This is a genomic window from Amycolatopsis sp. A1MSW2902 (assembly GCF_017312175.1).
Taxonomy (GTDB): domain Bacteria; phylum Actinomycetota; class Actinomycetes; order Mycobacteriales; family Pseudonocardiaceae; genus Amycolatopsis; species Amycolatopsis nivea.
The window spans coordinates 4553527-4579128 of sequence record NZ_QJPO01000001.1; the positions used below are offsets into that span (position 1 = coordinate 4553527).

Here is a 25602-nt window from a genome sequence, read left to right on the forward strand (position 1 = left end):
CACCGTGTCCCCCGCGACGACATCGCCCTCGGCCCGCATGGATGCGCGATGGCCGACGAACCTTTGCGGTGTTCTTCGCACATGTTCTCCAAGTGGGTTCAGCGTGCGGGTTGTGCAGGCGGTCGCAGACGGACGCGTTGCAACTTGCCTACTTCGTTCCGAGGCAAGGCGTCCACGTATTCGAAGGCGCGGGGGCTCGCATGCTTACCGACGCGGCGGCCGACCTCCGCGCGCAGTTGACGTTCCAACTCAGCGTTCGGTGTCCGGGTAGGGGCCCGGACGAGGACGGCGTGTACGACTGTTCCCCCGCGCTCGCCGGCCCCTGCGACAGCCGCTGCCTCAAGTACGTCAGGGTGATCGGACAGCACCCGTTCCACCTCGACCGGGCTGATGTTGTAGCCGGAAGCCACGATCATGTCGTCCTCACGCCCAAGGAAGCACCAGCGACCGTCTGGGCGGCGATAAGCTCGGTCCTCGGTGACGAACAGGTCGCCCTGCCAGCGCGCTTGCCATGCTTCCGGGCGGTTTTCATAGCCCGTGCTGAGCTGGTAGCGAGGGCGTTCGACGGCAATGAGACCGCTGTCCCCGTCGGCGACGGGGGTGCCGTCCGGGTCTACCAAGACGGCGGAGAATCCTGGGACCGGCCCGCCGAGAGTGCCCGGCTCCGGCGCGGGGCCTTCTGCCAGGTCGGCCAGCACCATGCCGACCTCGCTGAGCCCGTACCCGTCGCGGATGGCCGGAGCACCCGCCTCGGCCCACGCCGCCGCGCTGTTGGAGTCCAGCGGCTCCCCGGCTGCGGAAGCGACCGTCAGGTCCCGCGGAACCCCGCGCCGCCGCACCGGGCCCAGCAGCTTGCGGAACGCACTCGGCGCGGCCGCGACACAGCTGACACCTTCGGCATCCATCACCGTCCGCCATGCGTCCGGATCGAAGTCGCCGGTGTAAACAACCCGGGGAATGCCCATCGACATCGGCACCGCACCCGTGGTGTATAGGCCGTAAGACCAGCCAGGGTCGGCCGCGGTGAACACCAGATCCCGCTGCGTCACGCCCAGCGCGTACCGGGCAAATGGCAGCAGCGACAGCAGTCCGGCGTGCGGCTGGACGCACGCCTTCGGGTCGCCAGTGGTGCCGCTGGTGAACAACAGAGTAGCGATGTCGCTTGCGGCCGTACGCGCCTCGGGGCCGTCCGCCCCCACACGCTCCAGATCAGCCCAGAAACTGCGGTCGCCTCGCACCAGGCCCGCACCCCTTGGACCGGTGACCGTAAACACCTCGACGTCAACGTCGGCTGTGGACATCGCCTCGTCGAGCATGTCCCGCCATGGATGACCGGCCACGATCGCTTTGGCAGCGGACGCCTGCAGCCGGTAAGCCAAGGCATCGGCCCCGAAACCGGAGAACAGCGGGACGTAGACCAACCCGCTGCGCCATGCGGCCAGGGCCACGATCCAGCTCTCGACCTGTCGCGACAATAGGCCCGCAACGCGGTCGCCTGGACGCAGTCCGGCGTTGGCGAACACCCGCGCAGTCCTGGCCGCCGCGTGGTAAAGCTCGCGATAGGTCCAGCGCTCGCTTGAACCGTCCGCGTGCCGCACGACCAGCGCGAGCCTGCCGCGGTCGTTTGCGTACCGGCCGCATGCTTCCTGGGCCGTGTTCAGCGCCTCCGCGGGATTCACTGACAGGCTCGCTTCCACCTCACGCCAAACGTTGTCGACACTCATCGATGCCTCACTTCTCCTCCTGCCCGCGCCTCACGCCGCACGGGTAACTCGTTGACGCCACCCGCTGTCGTCAGCACCTTCAGCACCTGCCACCGATGCGGCCGGCGAACCCGCGGCAGACGGCAACTCGACGCCGAGAACCGCCGTGCAGGCTGCGTTGGGTCAACACCCACGAAGCTCACGCCCACTGCGGAAGGCTTTTGCCGCAGACGCCGCAGACGTTGGGACGTGAGTGCGCTCACCCACCGCACGACCAGATTTGAGGTCTTCGCAAATCACCTCCAACAACGTCAGCGGGGCGACGTATCACGCCAAGCGAACCACGCTAGCGCGACATAATACAAGACCAACTGTACTGATTGATACATTCGCCATTTATTCTCATATTCTCCTATGACCTGCAAGGTCACCAGGGCAGTTGATCAAGCAGACTTCGCGTTGTATCGATCAGTACATTCAGGTCACTCACACCCGACCGATGCGCCATGCCGGGTGGACAAACCCGTCGGACGTCTTCTTTCCACGAGTTCGATGTGCCATCCTCTGCGCGTGGAGATTTCCGATCAGCTCAACGCCCTGCAGTCCGCCGGTGAACGGCTGGCCGTCGCTGCACAGTCGGCGGGACTGGGCGCCTCGGTGCCTAGCTGCCCCGGCTGGACGGTCCGTGACCTGCTGTTCCACACCAGCGCCGTGCACCGCTGGGCCGCCGCGGCGGTCCGCGAGGCCCGCCTGCAGCCACCGCCCAACGTCGGCGGCGACCCGCTGCGCGATGCCGAGCATCGTCCGCCTGACGACGAACTGGTGGGCTGGTTCGCCGACGGTCACACATCACTGGTGAAGACGCTGCGCGACGCGCCAGCCGACGTCGAGTGCTGGTCGTTCCTCACCGCCACATCGCCGCTGTCCTTCTGGGTTCGCAGGCAGACGCACGAGACGACCGTGCATCGCGTGGACGCCGAACTGGCAGCGCGCGAACTTACCCCGATCGACCCTGCGGTGGCTGTTGACGGGATCGACGAGCTGCTGACCGGGTTCGCGCCGCTGACGCATTGGAATCTGCACAGCGAGCAGGCGAGGACGATGTCCGTCCAGACAACCGATGTCGCAGCCGCATGGCACCTAACGATCGGTACAGAGCCAGTGGTCAGCGAGCGCGTCGACGAAAACTGCGGCGCGGACGCCGCGCTGCGCGGCACCGCCACGCAGGTGTACCTGGCACTGTGGAACAGGACGTCCTTCGACACGCCGGACTCAGCGGGCGACGCCGAATTGCTGGGCAAGTGGCCCGAACTGCTGCGGGTGCGCTGGTCTCGCTGAGGGACCGGCCCGCATCCCACCCCTGGAAATCGACACGTAGCCGTTGGCGGAGGCGGTCGCATCTGCAAACCTCCTGCGACGCCAACGCCGGTCGCCAGATGACGTCGGAGGTGCGGCAGCCGAGCAGCTGATGCACTGCACAATTGCAGTGGCTCGTCAGAGGTACCGCCTCGAGCCAGTGCGCGCGCCGCAGCACAGCCACTCGATCCGGCACTTGCTGTTTATCCGATCCGGCAAAGGGCCAACCGCACTCCTAAAGCGGCAAGGAAGCTGCTGCTACGAGTTCGCCGATTTGCACGGTGTTGAGCGCCGCTCCCTTCCGCAGATTGTCGCTTGCCACGAACAATGACAACCCTCGACAGTCCTCGACGGAGAGATCTTGCCGAATGCGGCCCACGTAAACGGGATCGTTGCCCGCAGCGGCCAGCGGCGTCGGCACGTCAGCCAGCAAAACCCCGCTAACGCCCTGCAGAACCCGTCGTGCTCGCTCTGCTGGCAACGGCGTCGAGAACTCGGCGTTCACCGAGATGGAATGCCCGGTGAACACAGGTACACGTACGCAGGTGGCGGCGACTCGCAGGGCGGGCAAAGCAAGAATCTTCCGACTCTCGTCGCGCAGCTTCTTCTCCTCCGTGGTTTCCCCGGTGTCGTCCTCAGCCAGCGAGCCCGCCCAGGGCACGACGTTGAAGGCGATCGGCGCCCGATAGGTGTTGAGCCCGGGGAATTCCACCGCCGTCCCGGTCTGCGTGAGCTTCCTGGCGTCAGCACCCGCCGCGCCGATCTGCAACGCCAGCTCGTCCACTCCTGCAAGCCCCGAGCCAGACACCGCCTGGTAGGTCGACAGCGTCAACCGGACAAGACCCGCTTCGTCGTGCAGTGGTTTGAGAACCGGCATGATCGCCGCCGTGGTGCAGTTCGGGTTGGCGATGATCCCCTTGGCGACCGCGCCAACGGCAGCACCGTTCACCTCCGGAACAATCAACGGCACCTCGGGATCGTCTCGCCAAGCCGACGAGTTGTCGATCACCGTCGCCCCGGCCTCGGCGAACTGTGGCGCAAGTCGGCGGGACGTCGCCGCGCCCGCGGAGAAGAGCACCAAGTCAAGACCGGCGGGGTCGGCGGTGTCGGCTTCCTCGACCACAACAACGCCCGCGCCCCACGGCAGCCGCGTTCCAGCGGAACGCACGGAGCTGAAGAACCGGATGCCTTCAACAGGGAAGCCTCGTTCGGCGAGGACGCTGCGAATGATCCGCCCGACCTGCCCAGTGGCACCCACGACCCCGACGCGCAATCCCCTCATCGAATCCTCCTACAGCGGACATCCCGGCATCCGGATGACCATGCTTCTCGGTTTCAAAATCAATAGCAGCGCTACACCTACGCGACGAGACCACGCGACACTCACTTCTTGAGCCGACGACTCCCGCCGTGCCAATCCTCCTGCGCGCCTGCTTCTCCCTGTTGAACGCCGAACGACGCCAACTGAGGCTTCTCCCGTAAGCTGCGCTTGAGCTCCGCGAACCCGGGGAAACGGGATAACGCCACAACGTGCTCCCACAAGTCAGCGGCTTCCGCTTCGCTCGGCAACCGGCTGATGACCGGCCCGAACAACGCCGTACCGTTCGGCGGGTCGAAGTGCAGGATCGGCGTGCCGACATCTTTGCCAGTCAACTCGAGCGCCCTGTCGGTCTCGGCCTGGATCTCGGCATCCCGCGACGGGTCGTCGAGCGCCTCGACGTACTCCGCAGGCAACCCTCCCCGCTCGAGCGCCTCCGCCGCAAGCACCCGCGGCCCCAGGTGCGCGGCGGCACCCGTCCCGCCAGGCACGCTCGACCGCTCGAACGTCTGCTCCCCCAACGATCGGTAGAACGCGCCGACGAGTTCGCTCCCGCGCTCCTGGCGGATCCGCGCGGCCACGCGCAGCAGCTTCAGACCGGCCGCATGAGACGCCTCGTACTCGGGCGGGAAATGGGCGTCGTAGTCGATATCGGCGTTGACCAGCCGAAGCGAGATGAAGCGCCAGTCCACGTCGTAGTTTCGCTGCCGCTGGACGATCCGCACCCACTTGCTCGCCATCCATGCGAAGGGGCAGACCGGGTCGAAATAGAAATGCAGGTCCGCGCCCACATCGCCGTCGGGTGAACTCGCCGTCATGGTCAATCCCATCTCGATCCGTGCCGCTCGTCCGATAGCTAAAGCGTAGCGCATGATTGGACCAGTCGGTACAGCAACCACCCGGTGGCACTGCGCACTCGCCACCGTCGATTCTGCGTGCCGAATTTCTGTCGTCTGAGCTGATTTGACACGCCCGATTCCCGAGCGGCTCGCGCCCTGGCCAGCACTACGTCGCACGGGACAGCCGGCCGACCGCCGGTGAACACCGCCGCGACGCGTCCGCCCGTCGCGGCGTCGAACCGGCCCCGCACGTCGATGGCCCGTGCCAGGCTGGGCGAAGCGACGACCAGCAGGCTCAATATCGCTCGCTTTTCGCATTCCGCAGCTAGCGATCCGGACACCCCTGGCCCGAAGAGCACCGACTCGGAAGGCAGGATGTCGCACCGACTGCTGAGCGCGGTCTTCTGTTCGGTCGCCAACGATGCCTCCTCCTGGCAAATGCGCCCGTCGCGCACTGACCGGCATACCGCGTGTCTCGCGCAGTCCGCGTGGCGTACGCCATGGATCTGGGTCGTTCCGGACTGGTTTTACCACGTTAGACCTATCGGTACAAACCAGTTGCGGCCACCACTGCCTGCTCAGGCACCGAGAAGCGCTCTCACCAAGGTCCGCGCGATAGCCCGCAGTTCGTCCGCGTCGTAAGTCGCGCGTTCCATCACAGCCAGGCCGCGGGTAGTAGCGACGACGAGACGGGCCGCGGCACGGGGGTCGAGGGGCGACGGCGTTTCCGGCAGTTCCGCGAGCCGGGTGCACACGATCTCCTCAAGCCGGTCGAGCATCGCGCGCACGGCGGTTTCCGCGCGGGGCGACTCGGTGGCGGCTTCGACGGCGGTTCGGGTGGAGAGGCAGCCGTGAGCGGGGGTGCCGCCAGCGAAAGTCGCGATGCAGTAGTCAAACAGCGACAGCAGCGCCTCGCGGCGGCTAGGCCGACCGAGCGCGGCGGTGGCACCGGCAAGGAAGCCCGTGGCGTACGCGTCGAAGGCGCACAGGAAAATCTCCTCCTTGCCGCCGTACGCGTGGTAGAGCGAGCCGCGCTGGACACCCGTGGCCGCGGCGAGTTCGGGCATCGACGTCGCACGGAATCCGCGCTCCTTGAACAAGTCGAGCGCGCGTTCCAGCGCCACGCGTTCGTCGAACTGCCGGACACCGGCCATGGGTACACCTCCAAAATCAGGCTACGCACCTAGGTGCCGCGGTGCCTAGGTGATTCCTGCGGCTCAAGCGAGCGCGCCAACCAGAGGGACCGGGGCCAGCAGGTCAAGCGCATTCGCTTCCACCGCGAGCACGATCTCCGAGGCACGAGCGCACGGCAGGCCCGCCGACTCGATCAGCGGCAGCCGCGGACGACATCGCCACCAGAGCACCTCGGCTAGCGCCGCAGCATACGGAACCCCGGGCAACGACGGCGCAGGAAACTCATACCCGCTGCCCCGGCGGCATTCGTCGCCCCCGCAGCGCACCGACAGCCGCCGCGGGGGACGTCTCCGTCAGCCGAGGCCATAGGACCTTGAGCGGTCGCGCAAGCGGAGTCCCGAACGACGCGGCCATTCCGCCCGCCGCGCATGCCCGCACCGGCAACTCCGACCGCGAACGAACGATGCCTCCCGCGGCATCCCTCCCCGCCAGCGAGGAGGCTGGCGGCTCGGGCACGACGCGCATCCCCATCAGCCCGCCGCTCACCGCCCGGCCCGCAGGCCGCCGGGGATCCGGCCCGAACTAAGGCGTCAGGCGGCATCGAGCCGTTGGCGGAGTTCCCACGAAGCGCGCTCGACATGGTTGTGCACGAGCTTGCCGTCCTCGATCTCCCACACGGCCGTGCCGCTGAAGGAGATCGGCCGCCCGTCGGGTTCGGTGCCTAGCACGCCGTTGTTTCGCCCGTGCACGTGCCAACGCGACGCCACCCGGCTGCCATCGTGGTTCTGGAACGTCTCGACAACCTCCAGTCGCAGGCAGTCGACCTGGTCGAGGAGCGCCTGGATCCACGTCTTGAAGTTCTCGCGCCCCTCGATTCGCACGCCCGCGTTGGTGATCACGAAGTCCTCGACGACGAAATCGTCGGCCGCTTGCGGGTTGTGGGCGTTCCAGACCTGGTCCCAGAACGATTCGACCAGTTCCACCGAGTTCGTCATCCGAGCCTCCCGAGCCTATCTTTGACAGTCCTGTCAAAGATAACGGCGGAACCCGGCCTGGCCATCCGTTTGCGACCAGCGCCACACGCAACCGGGGCCGGACGCCCGAACGCACCCGGCCCCGGTTGCGCGAGGAGACCTCAGAGCGAAAAGGCGTCGGCGAACTCGTAGCCCTCCAGCAGTTCCCGGGCGGCGACCATGTACTGGATCGTCGGAGTGCCCTCTTCGAGCCAGTTCAGCCGCGCGTCGCGGTAGAGGCGTTCGATCGGATACTTGCGGGTGTAGCCGATGCCGCCGTGCACCAGCAACGCCCGGTCCGTGACGCGCCCGACGGCTTCGAGCCCGAACTGCTTCAGCAGCGACGACTCCGCCGGAATCCGCTTGCCGGCGTCCCACTTGGCCGCGGTGTCGGCGAGCATGCCCCGCAGCGCGTAGACGTCCGCCGCCATCTCCGCGAGGTACCGCTGGATCGCTTGCCGCGACGCGATGGGCTTGCCGAACGTCACTCGTTCCTTCGCGTACTTCAGGGAAAGCTCCAGCACGCGCGAAGCGGTGCCGAGCGACGATGCGGCAATGAACACACGGCTGATCTCCAGCGCCCGCTCCAAGTGTGCGCCGCCCTCGCCCTCGGCACCTACGAGTGCCGACGCCGGCACACGCACGTCGGCGAACGTCAGCTCACCGTGCTCGGCGCCCTTGCAGCCCATGGTCTCCGGCAGCGGCTTGATGGTGAAGCCCGGCGTCTCACGCGGCACGATGATCGCGGAGACGTCCTTTTCGGACGTCTTCGCGAACACCAGGAAATGCGACGCGATGTCGGAGTTGGTGATGAGCCACTTGCGGCCGTTGAGCACGTACTCATCGCCCTCGCGCCGTGCGGTCGTCGACAGGTCGGCTCCGGTGCCGTTGCCGGGCTCGGTGAGCGCGAACGCAAGCGACTTCCCGCCGGTCGCCGCGCCCGGCAGGATCTCTTTCTTGTGCTCCTCCCCGCCGAACTCCGAAAGCGCGTGGGCGAAGGAGTTGTGCACATGAACGACCGCCCGGATGCCGCCCTGGATCTTGGCGAACTCGGCGAGAATCGGCAGGTACTGGGCGATCGACAAGCCCGCGCCGCCGTACTCGCGAGGAATGATCAGCCCGAACGCGCCACACGAGCGCAATGCGGGCAACACGACGTCGTACGGCAAGTGTTCCGTGTTCTCGATCTGCTCCTCGAGCGGATCGAGCTCGTTCCAGATCGTCGCGAAGACGTCGTCGCGCAGCTTGCGGTATTCGTCTTCGGGCACGCCAGCGTTCACGATTTCCTCCTTGGTTTCACAACGTCCAGCCGCCGTCGGCGGCGAGCACCGCGCCGGTACAGAAAGTGGCATCCTCGGCGAGGAACACCGCCGCGCTGGCGATCTCCTCGACGGTGCCGAAACGACCCAGCAGGGTGGCCTCGGCGATCCGCTGCCGCGCGCCGTCCGGGATGGCGGCGGTCATGTCGGTCTCGACGAACCCCGGTGCCAGCACGTTCACGCGCACGCCCTGCGGCGCGAGCTCCTTGGCCAGCGAGCGCGCGAAGCCGATCGCCGCCGCCTTCACGCTCGCGTACGCGGTGTCACCGGGAAACCCGACGGAGCCGACGGCAGAGCCGACCAGCACAACGCTGGGGTTTTCTCCTTCGATCAGCCGCGGGATCGCCGCGCGCACGAGCGCCGCCGTGCTGCGCAGGTTGTCCTCGATCACGCGCCACCAGTCGCCTGGATCGATGCGGGCGAGCTTGCCGCCCCGCCACACGGCGGCGTTGAGCACGAGCGAGTCGAGCCTGCCCCAGTGCCCCGCGACATGCGCGACGAGCGTCTCCGCCATATCCGGTGCGGCGAGGTCGAACGCTACCGGCAGCACGCGCCCTGGCGCGCCCGCCGCCAGCTTCTCGACGAGATCTCCGCCGGAGCGATAAGTGCCCGCGACCCGCAGGCCCCGGCCGAGCAGTTGCCGAGCGACGCCGGCACCGATGCCCCGAGAGGCGCCAGTGACCAAGACGACCCGATCATTCGTGGTGTCTTCTGCGTTCATAGAATTATTGTATCGATCAGTCCATACGGAAGAGTGTGACATTATCAGAGACGTTCAATAATCGTGGCGTTGGCCATGCCGCCCCACTCGCACATCGTCTGCAACCCGAAGCGAGCCCCGCGCTGTACGAGCGCGCCGACGAGCGTGGTCAGGATCCGGGCCCCGCTCGCGCCGAGAGGATGTCCGAGGGCGATGGCGCCGCCGTGCACGTTCAGGCGCTCGTGGTCCACCTTGAGCTCGCGCTGCCAGGCAAGCGGCACTGGCGCGAACGCTTCGTTGACCTCGAACAGGTCGATGTCGTCGACACCGAGTCCCGAGCGCTCCAGCACGGCGCGGGTGGCCGGGACTACACCCATGAGCATCACGATCGGGTCATCGCCGACCACCGCAGTCGCGTGGATGCGGGCACGCGGGGTCAACCCCAGCGCCTGGGCCTTCGCGGCACTCATCACGAGCACCCCGGCGGCACCGTCGGTCAGCGGCGAGGAATTGCCCGGCGTGATCTTCCAGTCGATCTCCGGGAACCGGTGCCGCGCCCGCTCGTCCACGAAGGACGGGCGAAGGCCCGCGAGTCCCTCGGCTGTGGTCGACGGGCGGACCGTCTCGTCGGCGACGTGGTCCGGCGCTTCGGCGACGGTGAGCAGGTCCGGCCCGAACAGCGGTTGCGCGGCGACCGCGCGCCGGTGCGACTCGGCGGAGAACTCGTCGAATTCCGCGCGGCTCAGGCTCCACCGGGAGCAGATCAGCTCGGCCGAGAGCCCTTGGCCGATCAGTCCGCCGCCCGGGAACCGCTCCGCGACGCGCGGCCCGAGGTGGTCCACTCCCTGCGCGTCGGAGTGCATCGGCACGCGCGACATCGACTCGACGCCGCAGGCGATCACCACGTCAGCCGCACCGGCCTGGATCGCGTGAGCAGCGAAGTGCACGGCCTGCTGGGTCGACCCGCACTGCCGGTCGACCGTGGTAGCCGGCACCGACAGCGGAAACCCGGCGGCGAGCACGGCGCTGCGGGCCGGGTTCACCGCCTGCTCCCCCGCCTTGGTCACGCAGCCGGCGATCACGTCGTCGACGAGCGCAGGGTCGAGGTCGCTGCGGCGCACCAGCTCGGCGAGCACGTCGGCGAGCAGGTCCACGGGGTGCACGTGCGAGAGCGCGCCCCCTTTCTTGCCCTTGCCGACGGGCGTGCGCAGCACGTCGACGACTACCGCTTCACGAGGTGAACTCATGGGTTCCTCCGGGTCAGAGTGAGGTCCGGCGGGTGCCGATCGGCCGCCGGGCCAGCAGGGCGGGCATTGCTTCCCCCCGGTACGCCCTTCCGGGCACGCCGGGGAAGCGGAGCGGCAGTGGCTCCCAGCCGGGCCGCACGACCACGACCTCGCCGAGCGCCGCACCGGTCGTGCACGCGACGAGCGCGGCGGCCACCTCGGCCACAGCGAGGAGCGGGAACCCATCCGGTCGAGTTCGGGCCGTAGAACGCGGTGCCGACAAGCCCCGGGCACACGGCGCGGAGGCCGACACCGCGGGCAGCGAGCATCGGTGCGTAACTGCGGATCAGCCCGATCACGGCATGTTACGTCGCCGCGCAGACGGGGTCGAAGGGCGCTGCAGCGGAGTCCGGCCAGCGAAGCCGTGGCCACCACGTTCGCTCCCCCGGCCAGCACCGGCTCCAGCGCGCGCAGCCCGTCGACGTTCACCGCGAAGGCCCGTCGGGAGACGGCAAGGCCGACCTCTCGCAGCTCGGCTTCCCCGAATGCGACTCCCGCGTTGAGCGCTACTGCGTCCAGCGGAAGCCCGGCGGTCTCGACCGCGCGCACGACACCGTCCCACGAAGCCGGGTCGCCGACGTCCAGCACCACCGCCGTGCCGCCAGCCTCGGCAGCGACCCTGCGGGGCCACGTCCGCGACATGGAGTCCTTGCCCGGCCAGCCGCCGCACCACTTCCCGGCCGATGCCGTCGGCGACCAGCGCGCACGCGAGCTTCATCGTCATGGTCCCTCTCGTGACCCGTCGTTGGATTACCACCGACAGTACGCTGTATAGACCGGTCGGTACAAGCGTGACTGGATCACACGAATTCCGGAACACCACGGAAAAGAACGCTATCCGGGCGTGGCGGACACAAAAGAGAAGCAACCCTGACCACAGTGGCTTTCGCTGCGGTCGAGGCTCAGGTCCCGTGCCGCAGGCACGTGCGCGCAGGTTCGGCGCGCCCGGCTCAACGGGCGTTCGTCGGAGCGGGGCGCATCAGGCGCGGATGCCCTCGATCAGGGCATCGAGGAACATGTCCGCAACCTCGTCGGGCGTCAGTTCGCCGCCCGACTCGTACCAGAGGTAGGTGTAGTTCAGCATGCCGAGAATACCCTTCACCAACAGCCGCGGCGTCTGGCGGAGCACCTTCGCGCGCACACCGTTGTCCAGAGCCTGGCGCCAGTACCCCTCGTAGCGTTCGCGCGCGGTGATAACGTGGTCACGCCGCTCCCCCGTGAGCGCGGTGTACTCGCGGAAGAACACAGCCCACTCCGCGCGGTGCTCGGCGATGTTGCGCAGCAGCCCACGCGCCATCTGACGCAGCAACTCTTCGGCTTCGAGATCCCGGTCGAGCAACTGTTCGGCGAAGGCGTTCATCGAATCGACCTGCTCTTTACTGATCGCGTAGAGCACGGCCTCCTTGCTGCCGATGTAGTGATACAGCGCGCCTCGGCCGAGGCCGACGGCAGTGCCGAGTTCCGCGATCCCGGTGCCATGGTAGCCGTTCCGGGCGAACAGGTCGGCCGCGATGCTGATCACGCGGGCTCGGTTCGCCTCGAATCCCGTTGCCGTCATAACCGCCTTCACCCTCGCGGACCGAACGATCCAAGGATATCCGGAACCGGGCGAGAAGGAGCGCGGGGACGGCATCGCGGCGGGTCGAGGCGTTCTCGAACCAGAAACTTCTGCACCTTGCCCGACGTCGTGCGGGGCAACGGCACCCCAGTGAAGCTGAACCTACGCGGCGCTTTGAACGTGGCCAGCTCCTCTTGGAGATGCGGGACCAGTGCGTCGGGATCGAGATCGGTTCCGGGGCGCAGCACGACCGGCACCGAGCCGGCCTCGCCCCACGCCGCGTCCTCGACGCCGACTCCAGCACGTCCGGGTGCTGCGCGAGCGCGCGTTCCCCCTCGACCGGATACACATTGAGCCCGCCGGTGATGATCATGTCCTTCGACAGCCCCGACACGAGGCCGAACCAATCCTCGTCGATGTGCGCGAGGTCGCCGGCGTGCAGCCGCCCGGCTCCGACCGTCACCGCCGCGGCCTGACCGCAGTACCCGATCATCGACGCCGGAGAGCGGCAGTTGATCTCACCGACCTCCCCCTGCGGAGCATCGCGGCCATGCTCGTCAACCACGTGGCTCGCGGCGGCTCTGCTCGCGCGGCCGGCCGACCCGATCTTCTCCGCCGAATACCGTGCGTCGAGGTAGAGCATCATCGTCGGAAACTCGCTCATGCCGTAGACCTGCACCAGATCACACGGCGACAGCCGCCCTGCCGCGTCGCGGATCGCTGCGAGCGGCACGGGTTCGCCGCCGCTGCAAACCAGCCGCAGCGACGACAGGTCGTGACCCGTATCGCCGCGGTGCGCGAGCACTCAGTTGAGGACCGTAGGCACGAGCAGCACCGACGTCACCCGCTTGCGCGCCACCGTCGCGAGGAACCGGTCCGAGTCAAAGCCCTTGCTGGGAGAAATCACCAGCACCCTCTCGACCCAGGGGATGCCGAGCGACGACACACTGCGCACCAGGATGGACAACTGCATGAAACCCATCGAGCGTCACGCCGAACACGGCGAAAAGCACGACGACCACGATCAGCACGATCTGTTCCTTCGGCGCCTAGGCGAACACCGTGGGTCGCCGGCGAAGAAGACCTCCGCTCATCGCCACTCCATTGTCAGATAAGCACATTTGTTGAATAGGCGTCACTTGGCACCGCGTTGTCCTGGGACCGGCGCGCCTACCCCGGCCCGCACCACCGTCGCTCGATCGCCGGCGGCTCCCCCGGCTCCAGCCGGGCGCGTATCGCCCGACTGGAGTTTGTACCGATCAGTCAGTACTGTTGTTCCGGCCGAGCGGTAGGCTGGCCGCTAACCCAGTCAATCCCTGACCGCCGGGGATCAGCCGTCTTCACCCGGATGAGTGGTGCCGCTCGCCGCCCCGGCCTTTGGAGGTCTATATGGACGAGGCATCGCCGGTCCGGCGCGGCCCGCTGAGCGGGATGCGGGTGGTCGAGTTCGCGGGCATCGGGCCCGGACCGTTTTGCGGCATGCTGCTGGCCGACCTCGGCGCGGACGCCGTGCGCGTCGACCGGCCCGGCGGCCAACCAGGCAATCCCCTCGCCCCGGAGTTCGACCTGCTCACGCGCGGGAAACGGTCGATCGTCGTCAATCTCAAAGACCCGGGTGCCGCCAGTGTGGCGCTTCGGCTGGCCGAGACAGCCGACGTGCTGATCGAGGGGTTCCGCCCGGGCGTCGCGGAACGCCTCGGAATCGGGCCCGAAGCGTGCTTCGCCCGCAATCCGCAGCTGGTTTACGGCCGGATGACCGGCTGGGGCCAGGACGGACCGCTCGCCGCTCGCGCCGGGCACGACGTCAACTACATCGCCGTGGCCGGAGCGCTCGGACTCATGGGTCCGGCGGACGGTCCGCCGGCTCTGCCGGTGAACCTGCTCGGCGATTTCGGCGGGGGCGCGATACTGCTCGCGTTCGGGCTCGTCTCCGCCGTGCTCGCCGCGCGCGAGAGCGGAAGGGGCCAGGTCGTGGACGCCGCCATCGTCGACGGCACAGCGTTGCTCACCACGTTCGTGCACGCGTTGCGGGCGCAGGGACTGTGGTCCGGAGGCCGCGGCGGGAACCTGCTCGACGGCGGCGCGCACTTCTACGGCGTGTACGAGTGCGCGGACGGGCGGCACGTGAGCATCGGCTCGATCGAACCGCAGTTCCACCACGAACTGCTCCGGCTGCTGGGCCTCGACGACGAAGAGTTCGCGCGCGGCCGGTCGGACCCGTCGGCGTGGGTGCACCTTAGGGCCCGCCTGGAGAAGATCTTCCGCGAGCGCACCGCCGACGAGTGGACCGAACTGCTAGGTGACCGCGATGTCTGCTTCGGACCCGTGCTGGACCTCGACGACGTCGCCGAGCACCCGCACAACCGGGCGCGCGGCACGTTCACCGAAGCCCACGGCTTGCGCCAGCCCGCGCCGGCACCGCGGTTCAGCGGCACGCCTGCCGCTCTGCCGGGACCTCCCGCCGCGCCGGGTGCGCACAGCAACGAAGTACTGGCGGCGCACGGATTCTCGACCGAAGAGATCACCAGACTGTTCGAAGCAGGCACGGTGCGCTGAAGATTGCGGTTAGTGGACCGATCGACACGCTCGTACTGCCGGATGATGGACGGGACGAACCATGGAACGCCGCCGGGACACCTCGGGCGAGTCCACACAGGAACGGATCCTGCGGTTGGCCGCCGAAATCTTTGCACGCAAGGGCTAGCACGCCACCGGCGTCGCCGAACTGGGAACCGCCGCCGGTCTGCAGCGCGGCGCGCTCTGCTGCCGCATCAAGTCCAAAGAGGACTTGATGTACGGCCTCTCCAAACGACACGTGGAGCAAGCGCTAACGTGTGGCCGCGCAGTGCTCTCGCTCGATCTGCCACCGGCGGAAAACTGCGCGCGCTCGCTCGCGAGCACGGCTAGCCGCACCGTGGCACAGTGGCGGCGCGTGGGCGTGATGCCGGTTCCGGCAGCTTGCCGCCGAGGTTGTCCTCAATTTGCACGCTGGCGACCCCACCGTTCCAACCCGCGTCGTCGTCCCCCGATGTCAGGCTCACGCGCGCCGGTGGTTCGAGGTCAGCGACCGCGCGCGATACAGCACCGGCGAGCACCTTAGGAAAATCACGATGCGGACAGGCCGGGCGCTGCAACTCGTGCCAGGCCGCGCAGAATGCCCCGATCACCCGGCGCTCGACCTCACACTCGTCTGAGATTCGGCGAGAGATGATCGTCGCGGCCGCGGGAGCGTAGCGTTCGACAAGTTTCTCGAACGCTTCCACGCTCCCAGCTCGAACCCCTTGTTCCCATTCCCCTTCCTCCGCACCGGCGTCTCCGGCGAGGTATCGCGGAATTGATTCGAGTTCGTTATACACTGCTTCACCTGCTCGGATTCGAGTTGGGCAGATGTTCCGGACCGGCGCCAACCTACCGAACCTTGACAGATATCGTCGACCACGATTAACCAGCTTATGGCGACGCTGCACGGCGACACCCCGGACAGGCAGCGCTCGGCCGGAGGATGCGCCCATCGAGGTCGGCGGGAAAAGCTTCCAGCGGCCCTGCGTGCCGGACGGGCCGTCCAAGCGAACTCGCGGCGCTCCTCACGCCCCTGCTCCGGATAAGCGCTTCCATGCGTTAATCGGCATCATGGCCAGCCCGGACGACTTCAGCTCACCCAGGGTGCCGATCCAACCCTATCGTGAAGACGCTCAAAATTCTCGACTGCGCATCGGGGTGCTCCGAGCGATAATTTACCTATATTGCAACCTGTATGAGTGAAGTAATTCACTCGTGTAGGTTTCACCCATGCGGGTGAAGTTGCATTAAGTAGTATTTCCTAGAATTTCCCTCGTTACGCGCGAATCGAGCGGAGGGCCCGCATCGGCTCCCTCGCGCTCGTCCGCGTTCTTTCTTCGAAGGAACTCTCAGGGCCGTCAGCCCTGGAACGGGAGTGGCTTGATGGTGAAAGACAGAGAATCCCTTCGACAGTGGGATTCCGCGCCAACGGTGTGGCTGGTCATGGGAACTCGACCCGAAGCGGTCAAGATGGCGCCGATGGCGATCGCTCTCCGCAACGCCGGGCGACTGCGACCACTGATACTTGCAACTGGCCAGCACGCCAAGATGGTCGACCAGGCACTTAAGGCCTTTTCGCTTGCGCCCGACGTCCGGTTGACGTTAGACCGGGCAGACGGAGGACAGGCAGAACTGTTCTCCCAGCTCATTGTCCAACTCCAGGAGCTAGCGAACACGCGCCAACCAGCCGCGATCGTGGTGCAAGGAGACACCACCTCGACGGTGGCAGGCGCACTTGTTGGGTTCTGGAACAAGATCCCCATCGTCCATCTTGAAGCTGGCCTGCGTTCATTCAACATTCACGCCCCTTTTCCGGAGGAAATGAATCGCAGACTGGTCACTCAGATGTCAAGCCTCCACTTGGCACCGACCACGACCGCCGCGGACAACCTGAACGCAGAAGGGGTGAGCGGAAGCGACATAATTGTCACCGGCAATACCGTCGTCGACGCGATCCTTGGGGTCACGAATCACGCCGTGGAATTCGACAATCCCGCTGTGGCGGAAGCAGTCGAAGCGGCCACCCGCGGGCAATGCCGCCTATTGCTGGTCACCGTCCATCGGCGCGAGTCGTGGGGTGAGCCGCTCAACCGAGTCCTGGCGGCGATCGCCGAGTTGCTGGTGCTCCGACCCGATGTTCGAGTCATGCTCCCAGCACATCCGAATCCCGCAGTTCGGACAGCAGTCTCCGCCGCGCTGGACGGCAGGGAACGTGTAGTGGTCACCGATCCGCTGCCATATGAGCAAACCGCCGCAGTCCTCGCCGCAAGTTCTCTGGTGCTGTCGGATTCAGGCGGCATCCAAGAGGAAGCACCGACCTTCAAAGTGCCTGTCCTCGTGTTGCGAGACACCACGGAACGCGTCGAAGCCATCGAAGCAGGTTCAGCAACTCTCGTCGGCACGGATCAAGCGCGCATTGTGGACACCGCAGTGAAACTATTGTCCGACCCCCTGGCCTATGCGGCGATGAGCGCGCAGACGAATCCATTCGGCGATGGCCACGCCGCCGAACGAGCAGAGCAGGCCCTGGCCTGGTTGCTGAAGATGACTCCGGTACGACCTCGTCCCTTTGGCGCGGCAGCGTCCATGGAGGAAGCGAAATGAAACGACGAGGACCGAAGCGACTGCCAGCCTGGCTGCGGCTGACCTCCGTTCTTGTCGTGGTTGGCGCTGCGGTGACGGCGGCCGTCGTCACCGCAGCGAGTCACGCCGACACCGGGTCTCCCGCAGCATCGCCAGCCGCTCTGCCAGAGCATCCTGTCAAAATCGGGGCAGCCGGCCCCGGTGGCCGAGATGACCGGCGCACTCTGGTGCTCTACGACGACGGGAGGCGGTACCGCCCTAATCCTCCTGCGATAGCGGAAGCACAACGCGCTCAAGCTTACGCGATGTTCACCGCGAACCTCGTGTCTCGGGCGACCTCCTGGCAGATGCGACCAGTCGCGGACTACCGACCTGGTGACGCGAAGTCGTTCCAGGCGATTGTCTATGTCGGATCGGTGTACGACGGAGAGCTCTCGCGGGACTTCCTCCGCGATGCTGCGCGCGGAACGGTGCCTGTGGTATGGATCGGAAGCAACATCTGGCAATTGTTCGCCGATTCGCCCGAACTCGCGAGCAGACTAGGATGGCAGGCGACCGGATACCGGACGGACCTGGTGACGACCGTCGACTACAAAGGAGTCGCTCTCAAGCGCAATACCCACGCCGACACTGGCGTGATGGGGGTTTCGCTGGGACCGGGCGGCAGGCGGGCCAACGTCCTCGCAGTAGCTCGTGCAGACGACGGGACTACCTCCGCATGGGCAGTACGCAGCAAGAATCTGACGTACATGGCCGAGCTCCCGTACGCGTATGTCGGAACTCAGGACCGCTACCTGGCCGCCGCAGACATTCTCCTCGGCGCGCTCGCCCCGAACACGGCCGAGCGGAAACGCTCGCTGGTCCGCATCGAAGATGTCGGCCCCCACACCGACCCGCGGCAACTGCGTCAGATCACGGACTACCTGATCACCCGGGGTGTGCCGTTCTCGCTCGCCGTCTACCCGTATTACGCCGATCCGCAAGGCAAGGCGAATCAAGGCCGTCCCACCTATCAGCGTCTCGTCGACAGCCCGGAACTCGTCAGCGTACTTCGCGATTCGGTCAACCGCGGCGGAAACTTGATCATGCATGGCTATAGTCACCAATACGGCGACAAGCCGAATCCCTACTCGGCAGTGAGCGCCGACGACTACGAGTTCTACCGGGCATCTGTTCAATCCAACGGAAATGTGTTGCTGGGAGGCCCCGTCCCCGACGATTCCGCGACCTGGTTCCGTAACCGGATCGCGATCGGCCTCAACGAATTCACCCGTGTCGGGTTGCCGCAGCCGACGATGTTCGAATTCCCCCACTACGGAGCCTCGGCAGTCGATTATCAGGAGGCCGGGTCGATTTTCGCTGCCCGGTACGAGCGAGGAAACTACTACGCAGGACAGTGCCTAGAATGGAAGTGCGGCTCCACCTCTGTGTCGTATGACGAGGTTTACGGGCAGTTCTTCCCGTATCCTGTGCGGGACATTTACGGTGCGATCGTAGTCCCGGAGAACGTCGGCAATGTCGCACCGGCGGTGTTCAACAACCACGCGAGCCGGTCCGTCGAAGACATCCTGGCCGATGCGCGAGCGAACCGAGTCGTCCGCGACAGCGTGGTGAGTTTCTTTTACCACCCGTTCCTGGGCGTCGACGGGCTACGGAAGCTCGTAGACGGCGTCGCCGGCGCGGGCTACACCTTCGTGTCTCCCGTCGATGTCGCTCACGGCTGATCAAGCCCGCTCGCACCTGGTTGATCCACTTCCGAGGAAGGAAAACAGACGATGTCTGTGAACCGGGCGATCGTGCCCGTTGCACTCCCCGTGGCGGCCGGGATCGCGGCGACCGCCAGCGGATGGCACCTGCTCGTGTCGGTCAGCGCGCTCGCCGCCGCCGTTCTCCTCGCGCGTTCGCTCCGGTCCCTGCGCCACGCCGACCGCGACCGGAAAGGGCGACATTCCCGATGAGCTCGGTGCTGACATCGTGGCCGATGCTGGTCCTCCTGCTGTGGTGGCCGGTGCAGAATCTGGCACTGGCCTTCTTCGCATGGCGCACACCGCGACGGCCGTCGACCGCTACTGCCGCCAGCGACCGGACCACACAGCTTCAATTCTGGATCATCATTCCAGCCCTCAACGAGGAGCGAGTGATCGAAAGGACTGTCCGAAGTGCCCTCGAACTGGGCGACGCAGATACACCCGTCCGAGTCTTGGTCGTCGACGACGGATCAGACGATTCCACCGCACGCGTTGTCTCCGGCATCGATCACCCGCACCTCCATGTGATGCGGCGCGAAGCGCCGTATGCCCGCCAAGGCAAGGGCGAAGCACTCAATGCGGGTTACCGCTACGTCGCCGGGGTCGCCCGAAGCGAACAAACCCGGATGCAAACTGTCGTCGGGGTCATCGACGGCGACGGCCGCGGGAGCGACGGGCTCCTGCGCGAGGTAGCCGCGCTGTTGCGCGAACGAGGCGTCGGTGCGGTCCAATGCCGAGTCCGGATCCACAATCGGCGCAAGCTGCTCGGACTGCTCCAAGACCTCGAGTTCGGCGTCGTCGCAGACGCTTCACAATCCTTGCGTGATCTGCTCGGCAGCGTCGGCATGGGAGGCAACGGCCAGTTCACGCGGCTGCCAGTGCTCGAGAAGTTCCATCCCTCCCCGTGGACCGACTGCTTGGTCGAGGACCTGGAGCTCGGCCTCCGGTTGCACCTGGCCGGGATCCGGATCCGCTACACGCAACGCGCCTGGGTCACCCAGCAAGGCCTGGAGGACATCCGCAGATTGTTGCGTCAAAGAACGCGCTGGGCACAAGGCAATTTGCAATGCGCGAGACATCTGCGAGCCCTGGCGGTTTCGAAGTTCGTCGCCGGCGCAGGCCTACTCGACTTTCTCGTCTACCTGGTGATGCCGTGGCTGACGGTGCCAGCGTCCCTGTTCTCAGCCGCCCTCGCGGTCCTTGTTCCGGTCACGCTGCTCACCGGCGGCACCATGGGCGGGCTGGTCGCGGCCGCCAGCGCAGCTCCTCTGGCAGCCGGGCTCTGGCTCGCCGCCCTCGTCGCCCCTGGCCTCATGTGGGCCCTGGTGTTCTGGATCCGACGCCGCGACGAACCGCTCCGACGTGCCGCGCTCGCTGGCCTCGCGTACCCGGGTTTTCTCCTGCTGGGCGTCGCTGCCACCTGGCGTGCAGTTTTCCGGATCGCCACAAGACGCAACAAGTGGACCAAAACCGAACGACTCGCAGAGAGTGGGCCCGAGCAAGCCACGCTGACGCCATGACGTTGCCGGTTGGCCAACATGCAGCAATCCCCCGTCGACCGCACAGGGGGATAGCATTGATCAATGCTATTCACAACATTAAAAGCCGGGGCAATTCGATCCGCCCACGCGCGTCGCAGTTTATACCCGAGACTGCCACCGCCGAAATATCTCCAGAGGGAAAGTGAGCCACACCCGATGATCTACCGGACTTCGGCGCGCGGTATCCGGGGTCACCGGGGCAACAACACCGATATGTGCTCTATCTGCGAATCTGCCATGGTCCGCCCGCTGCGACACGCCTCAAACCGGGCTGACATGGACATGTATCCCATAAATCTGACCATCAGGCGATTCTAAGGCTGTGCATGTATCAATTGATTTGGTGATATGCCACCGGCACGCGCTGGGATACCACCCCATCAGGTGACTGGCTTCCCATTCGATGTCGGTAGAGCCCTCAACACTGGGCCGGACCATACGAAACGCCCGCCGTGGCAAACACCTATGGCTCCTGCTGCCGGACCCGAGTGTGCTCACTCAACGGTCGCGGAGTCACCTTGTCGGCCGGAGAATCCGCATCGGTGTCGACTGCACAGCAAGCACTGCCCGCGGAGGCGGACTGGCTGACAATTCGAGAGCTGGTTCGATCCAAGTATTGCCCTTGGCATCATCACGACCCGCGCCAACAGCCGACCGAGCGCTCCCGGGCCCGTGCCGCGATAGCTGCGGAGAGCGGCCAGGGGCGTTATGGTCGCCGCTGGCGGCAGCCACGTGATCATCCCGACGTTCGACCCGGTGACCTCGTGTTCGGCGATTGCCGAACACGAGGTCACCGACACGCTGTTGGAACGGGATGAAAACCCACCCCCGCAATGGATTCACCCAGGCCTACGGCACGACCGAACTGTCCACGGTCGCAAGCTTCCCGGGCCCAGGCGAACGCCGGAAGCCTGATGCGATCGGCGGCCCGCGCTCGACGAAATCGTCTCCTGCGGAGCGCATGTCGTGCTCGGCCGCTGGAACAAGCCGGACGGGACCGCTGCAGCCCTCCGCAACGGCTGGATGCACACCGGCGACAGCAGCTACATGGGCACCGCGGGCCGGGCATCAGAAGCGTCCGCCGACCACCGCCAGTTCGCCGCACCCGTCCGCAGAGCCAGCTTCAATCGCCGTCGCTCTTCGCGGACTCGAAGGCATCGGGTCCATGCACCTTCAAGTCGGCTGAACCGGCTCCGCGACCGCGAGCAGCGTCAAACAACGGTATCGCGGCCTAGCGACCAGAGCACGCGATCCCCGTTGTCACCGGGTTAGCACTGACCAGACGCCCCCAGAGATCCGCGCCCGCATGGCACCGGGCGGACCCGCCCTCGCTCGCCGGGTTGCCAAACAAGACCCGGATAGCTAGGTTCTGATTTGCAACTCAGGTTGCAGTCACAGCCCGGTGCCTCGTCCAGGAGATTGCCCATGTCATCGAACGCTTCGCAACTGCGCGCCAAGTTCGCCGAACTTCTGCGCGCACCTGAACCGCTGGTGCTTCCTGGTGCCTACGACGCCTTCAGCGCACGACTGGTCGAACAGGCCGGGTTCCCGGCGGTGTACCTCGGCAGCTTCGCGGCGGCCGCCAGCACGTACGGCCTGCCGGATGTTGGGCTTCTCACGCTGACAGAGATGGCCGACGCGGCTCGGCGGATCGTGGACGCGACCAATCTCCCGGTACTGGTCGACGGCGAGAACGGCTTCTACGAAACTGCGAACATCTGGCGCACCGTGGAGACCTTTGAGTCGGCCGGGGTAGTCGGCATCCACATCGAGGACAATCTCGGCGGCAAACACACGTCTCGCCCGGCGGGACTGCTTCCCGTCGAGCAGATGGCTTCCCGGATTCGCGCCGCGGTGGACGCGCGCACCGACCCGAACTTCGCGATCATCGCCCGCTCCGACGCCGCCTGGGTGTACGGCAACGATGACGAGGCAATCAGCCGGCTGGAAAGCTATGTCTCGGCTGGTGCCGACATCGTCTTCGCACCAGCGGTGCCAGCCTCCAAACTGAAAGCGGTTCGTACGCGCATCGAGGTGCCGGTAGTCGTGGCCGCAGACCTCTACGACGCGCCGGGCGGCGAGCGTCCTGGCAGTACTCTCGCCGAGTACGCCGACGCCGGCGCCGACGTTCTCCTGCTGTGGTACAGCCTCATCGGCGCTGCCGCCAAGAGCCTCACCGCTGCGCTCGACTCATTCAAGCGCGGAGCGGAGGTCGCCGACCTCGGCGACCTCCTGCTCGGCCAGAAGGCCTTCGAATCCCTAATGGGCTACCGCGACTACGAACAACGCGCCACCCGTTACGAATGACCGAAGCGCACAGCAACGAGAGGCAGCTTTCGCCCATGAGCATCCATCAGCACTCCGACCCCACCGGCAACACCACATTCACCGAAGCCAGGGTGATCGTCGGCGACGGCACCACCGTGTTGGACGACGCTGTGATCACCGTCACGGACGGGATCATCACCGGTGTCTCCCCGTCATCGTCCGCTCAAGACGCTGCCGAGAATCGAGTCTCGCTGCGCGGCAAGACGGTCATCCCGGCGTTGGTGAATCCACACGGCCACATCGGATACATGCGCGGAGCGGCCTGCGACGCGCGCTTCTACTCCCGCGAGAACGTCATCGACCACCTGCACCGTTTCGTCTATCACGGTGTCAGCACATTCCAGTCCCTCGGCACCGACCGCGACGGCATCGAGATCAATGTGCGCGACGACCAGCGCCGAGGAGAGCTTGCCGACCAAGACCTGGCAACGCTGTTCACCGCAGGCACCGGCCTCGTCGCCGCACCCGCCCCCGGACTGACGACGGGCGCGCCTTTTTTCGCGACCGACGCCGTGCATCAGGTAACCGACCCGGACGACGCGCGAGTATTCGTGCGCCGCCTCGCCGCACAGCGGGTCGACGTCGTCAAGTTCTGGATCGACGACCGCGGCGGCGCAGCGGCCAAGTTGTCGCCGCAAGCCGCGCAGGCAATCGTCGACGAAGCGCACGAGCACGGGCTGAAAGCTGCGGCGCACATCTACACCGCAGACGACGCCAACACCGCATTGGACGCCAGCGCAGACATCCTCGCACACATGCCGCGAAGCCCAGAGCCGGACCAGAAACTCGTCGACCGGCTCGTCGAGCAGGACGTCGCGGTGTTCACATCGATGTGCGTCCAGAGCCCTGCCCGCACCGGCTGGCTCGACGAGCCGCTGCTGCGCGAGACTTTGCCGGGCTCTGCGATCGAGGACCTACGCGCCCGGATGGAAGCGCAGGCACCCGAGCCGCTGTTCGACACCAGCGAGACCTACCGCCGCCTTCAGGCGAACTTCACCATCCTCCACCAGGCAGGGGTCCGGCTGGTGTTCTCCCCCGACACAGGCCTTCTTGCCCAATTGCCCGGCATCGCCGAGCACCGCGAACTCGAAGCGCTTGTCGAGGCCGGCCTGCCCGAACTCGACGCGATCGAATTCGCCACCCGGCGTTCGTCCCGGCTGCTCGGACTGGCGGATCGGGGAACCATCGAGATCGGCAAGCGCGCCGACCTGTTGGTGCTCGACGCAGACCCGCTGCGCGACATCAGGAACACACGCCGGATCTCCGACGTGGTCATCCGAGGCCGTGTCATCGACCGAGCGCGCCTCGCCGCCCAGTTGCTCGACTCGCCTTGCTGACCGCCGTCCGCTCCTCAGGTCCCGTTGTGCAACTCAGCCGGGTTAGACTGGAAACATGGCCGCTGCACTGGGCAAGGACTCGAAGTGTTCCATCGCGCGCAGCGTGGAGGTCCTAGGGGACAGCTGGACGTTGCTGATCATCAGGGAGGCCATGGTCACGGACACCACACGTTTTCAAGATTTCCGCGACAGGCTGGGCGTAGCAGGCAACATCCTGGCCAAGCGGCTGGCGTTCCTTGTCGACGAAGGCGTTTTCGAGCGGCGCACCTACCAGAAGGCGGGCACCCGGACCCGTGAAGAGTACCTGCTCACCGAGGCCGGACGAAGCCTCAGCGTCGTGATCGCAGCGCTAGCGGAGTGGGGCCGCGCACGTCGCCCACGAGAGGACGGAACATCACCGAACTTCTTCGACCGCAAAACGGACACACGCGCGCAACTGGCGTTCGTGGCTTCTGACGGATCCCGCATACCACCCGAACAATTGATAGCCCGGCGAACCAGGGACAGTTGAGAGTACCCGGCCCGGACCACCAGGTTCCCGACGACCGTCCTCCATTGACGAAGGGCTGCTCACAGAACCCGCTCCCCCACCGGCCGGAGCGGCCAGGTCCATGCGCCACCACGGATCCGGCCCCCTGCGCAACGCAGGGGGCCGGATCCGATCGGGCTGCCTCTATCGCCTCAACAGGAAAAGCGGTCGGGTCGCCGTCTGCGGCAAGACCCGATGACGTTCCCCGTCAGCCGCACTATGCCCAGGCGGCCGCTCTGCCTGCCCGGGCAGGGCGCAAACGCCGACTGCGGTTTCCCTTCGGCCGCCCGCCTGGTTCATTGGGGATTCTCGGAGATGCTCCGCGAGGAGAGGAGCAGAAATGGCGAGCTAGCCGGCGGGAGTTCGTTCCCCGTACGTGTCATAGCCGGTGCTGGCCGAGAACCGGAACCTGCTCGGCGCGTCGGTCGGCCTGGTCGGCTAGCGCCTGCAGACATCCGATTCGGACCTGATTCGGGAGCCGCGTCGAGGTCCTGCGCGCCGTACGCATTCCGCCGGGCCTCGCGGCCGAGTGCGACTCGCTGTCGCGACGGTTGGTGCCCGACGAGTTGCGGGCGTCGGCGGAGCCGTTGATTCCGCTTCCTCGGCAGCGGAATCAGGATTGTGGAAGTTTCCGCAGGGATCACGTATGCGGATATCGGCGGCGATCGTGTTCGTGTTGACCAGCGGCTGCGCCGACCGGGACTTGCCGCAGTCGTTCGGCGTGAATGCCCCGCGGCTCGTCGCGCCTTCG

At 66.4% G+C, this 25602-nt stretch carries 22 protein-coding genes and 2 pseudogenes; 9 read left to right on the forward strand and 15 right to left on the reverse strand.

Annotation, left to right across the window (positions count from 1 at the left end):
* Positions 1-98 precede the first annotated feature (98 nt).
* Positions 99-1724, reverse strand: a complete 1626-nt coding sequence (locus DMP23_RS20760; protein ID WP_337822196.1) for an AMP-binding protein — start codon at positions 1722-1724, stop codon at positions 99-101.
* A 549-nt stretch (positions 1725-2273) separates the two neighbouring features.
* Here DMP23_RS20760 and DMP23_RS20765 point away from each other — a divergent pair.
* Positions 2274-3041: a maleylpyruvate isomerase family mycothiol-dependent enzyme gene (locus DMP23_RS20765; RefSeq protein WP_337822197.1), complete on the forward strand. Its 768-nt coding sequence runs from the start codon at positions 2274-2276 to the stop codon at positions 3039-3041.
* 253 nt (positions 3042-3294) lie between these two features.
* On the opposite strand, the gene DMP23_RS20770 is transcribed toward DMP23_RS20765, so the two are convergent.
* The 13 genes and pseudogenes from DMP23_RS20770 to DMP23_RS20825 all read right to left on the reverse strand — a co-directional run bounded on the left by DMP23_RS20770 (position 3295) and on the right by DMP23_RS20825 (position 13199).
* Positions 3295-4341: an aspartate-semialdehyde dehydrogenase gene (locus DMP23_RS20770; RefSeq protein WP_337822198.1), complete on the reverse strand. Its 1047-nt coding sequence runs from the start codon at positions 4339-4341 to the stop codon at positions 3295-3297.
* Between the two features lie 101 nt (positions 4342-4442).
* Positions 4443-5207: a DsbA family protein gene (locus tag DMP23_RS20775; RefSeq protein ID WP_337822199.1), complete on the reverse strand. Its 765-nt coding sequence runs from the start codon at positions 5205-5207 to the stop codon at positions 4443-4445.
* A gap of 587 nt (positions 5208-5794) precedes the next feature.
* A complete protein-coding gene (locus DMP23_RS20780) occupies positions 5795-6370 on the reverse strand; it encodes a TetR/AcrR family transcriptional regulator (protein WP_337822200.1) in 576 nt (191 codons plus the stop codon).
* A 570-nt stretch (positions 6371-6940) separates the two neighbouring features.
* Positions 6941-7345, reverse strand: a complete 405-nt coding sequence (locus DMP23_RS20785; RefSeq protein ID WP_337822201.1) for an ester cyclase — start codon at positions 7343-7345, stop codon at positions 6941-6943.
* Positions 7346-7485: 140 nt separating this feature from the next.
* Positions 7486-8643: an acyl-CoA dehydrogenase family protein gene (locus tag DMP23_RS20790; protein ID WP_337822202.1), complete on the reverse strand. Its 1158-nt coding sequence runs from the start codon at positions 8641-8643 to the stop codon at positions 7486-7488.
* 16 nt (positions 8644-8659) lie between these two features.
* Positions 8660-9403: an SDR family NAD(P)-dependent oxidoreductase gene (locus DMP23_RS20795; protein WP_337822203.1), complete on the reverse strand. Its 744-nt coding sequence runs from the start codon at positions 9401-9403 to the stop codon at positions 8660-8662.
* Between the two features lie 44 nt (positions 9404-9447).
* On the reverse strand, positions 9448-10629 hold the full coding sequence (locus tag DMP23_RS20800; protein ID WP_337822204.1) for a thiolase family protein: 1182 nt from the start codon (positions 10627-10629) through the stop codon (positions 9448-9450).
* Between the two features lie 13 nt (positions 10630-10642).
* Positions 10643-10834: a hypothetical protein gene (locus DMP23_RS20805; protein ID WP_337822205.1), complete on the reverse strand. Its 192-nt coding sequence runs from the start codon at positions 10832-10834 to the stop codon at positions 10643-10645.
* A 236-nt stretch (positions 10835-11070) separates the two neighbouring features.
* A pseudogene (locus tag DMP23_RS48070) lies at positions 11071-11310 on the reverse strand (SDR family NAD(P)-dependent oxidoreductase); the annotation flags it as partial.
* Positions 11311-11647: 337 nt separating this feature from the next.
* Complete coding sequence (locus DMP23_RS20810) at positions 11648-12190, reverse strand: TetR/AcrR family transcriptional regulator (protein WP_337822206.1); 543 nt, start codon at positions 12188-12190, stop codon at positions 11648-11650.
* Between the two features lie 44 nt (positions 12191-12234).
* The gene (locus tag DMP23_RS20815) at positions 12235-12483 is read right to left on the reverse strand and encodes a hypothetical protein (RefSeq protein WP_337822207.1); all 249 of its coding nucleotides are present in this window, start codon (positions 12481-12483) and stop codon (positions 12235-12237) included.
* Positions 12484-12767: 284 nt separating this feature from the next.
* A pseudogene (locus DMP23_RS20820) lies at positions 12768-13031 on the reverse strand (AMP-binding protein); the annotation flags it as partial.
* Positions 13032-13199, reverse strand: coding sequence for a hypothetical protein (locus tag DMP23_RS20825; RefSeq protein ID WP_337822208.1), 168 nt, complete (start codon positions 13197-13199; stop codon positions 13032-13034).
* A 416-nt stretch (positions 13200-13615) separates the two neighbouring features.
* Here DMP23_RS20825 and DMP23_RS20830 point away from each other — a divergent pair, with 416 nt between their 5' ends.
* Complete coding sequence (locus DMP23_RS20830; RefSeq protein WP_337822209.1) at positions 13616-14782, forward strand: CaiB/BaiF CoA transferase family protein; 1167 nt, start codon at positions 13616-13618, stop codon at positions 14780-14782.
* 347 nt (positions 14783-15129) lie between these two features.
* Here the strand turns inward: DMP23_RS20830 and DMP23_RS20835 are convergent, their stop codons facing one another.
* The gene (locus tag DMP23_RS20835; protein ID WP_337822210.1) at positions 15130-15582 is read right to left on the reverse strand and encodes a hypothetical protein; all 453 of its coding nucleotides are present in this window, start codon (positions 15580-15582) and stop codon (positions 15130-15132) included.
* A gap of 586 nt (positions 15583-16168) precedes the next feature.
* Here DMP23_RS20835 and wecB point away from each other — a divergent pair.
* The 7 genes from wecB (at position 16169) to DMP23_RS20870 (ending at position 24833) form a co-directional block, all read left to right on the forward strand.
* On the forward strand, positions 16169-17389 hold the full coding sequence (gene wecB / locus DMP23_RS20840; RefSeq protein ID WP_337822211.1) for a non-hydrolyzing UDP-N-acetylglucosamine 2-epimerase: 1221 nt from the start codon (positions 16169-16171) through the stop codon (positions 17387-17389).
* Between the two features lie 284 nt (positions 17390-17673).
* A complete protein-coding gene (locus tag DMP23_RS20845; RefSeq protein ID WP_337822212.1) occupies positions 17674-19092 on the forward strand; it encodes a DUF2334 domain-containing protein in 1419 nt (472 codons plus the stop codon).
* Between the two features lie 51 nt (positions 19093-19143).
* Positions 19144-19326 (forward strand): hypothetical protein, encoded by a 183-nt coding sequence (locus DMP23_RS20850; protein ID WP_337822213.1) that lies wholly within the window; start codon positions 19144-19146, stop codon positions 19324-19326.
* Entirely contained in the window at positions 19323-20636 is a 1314-nt protein-coding gene (locus DMP23_RS20855; RefSeq protein WP_337822214.1) for a glycosyltransferase family 2 protein, read from the forward strand. Before DMP23_RS20850 ends, DMP23_RS20855 begins: the two co-directional genes overlap by 4 nt.
* Before the next feature lie 1446 nt (positions 20637-22082).
* Positions 22083-22964 (forward strand): isocitrate lyase/PEP mutase family protein, encoded by an 882-nt coding sequence (locus tag DMP23_RS20860; RefSeq protein ID WP_337822215.1) that lies wholly within the window; start codon positions 22083-22085, stop codon positions 22962-22964.
* A gap of 35 nt (positions 22965-22999) precedes the next feature.
* A complete protein-coding gene (locus tag DMP23_RS20865) occupies positions 23000-24322 on the forward strand; it encodes an amidohydrolase family protein (protein WP_337822216.1) in 1323 nt (440 codons plus the stop codon).
* A gap of 55 nt (positions 24323-24377) precedes the next feature.
* Positions 24378-24833, forward strand: coding sequence for a winged helix-turn-helix transcriptional regulator (locus tag DMP23_RS20870; RefSeq protein WP_337822217.1), 456 nt, complete (start codon positions 24378-24380; stop codon positions 24831-24833).
* Positions 24834-25602 lie beyond the last annotated feature (769 nt).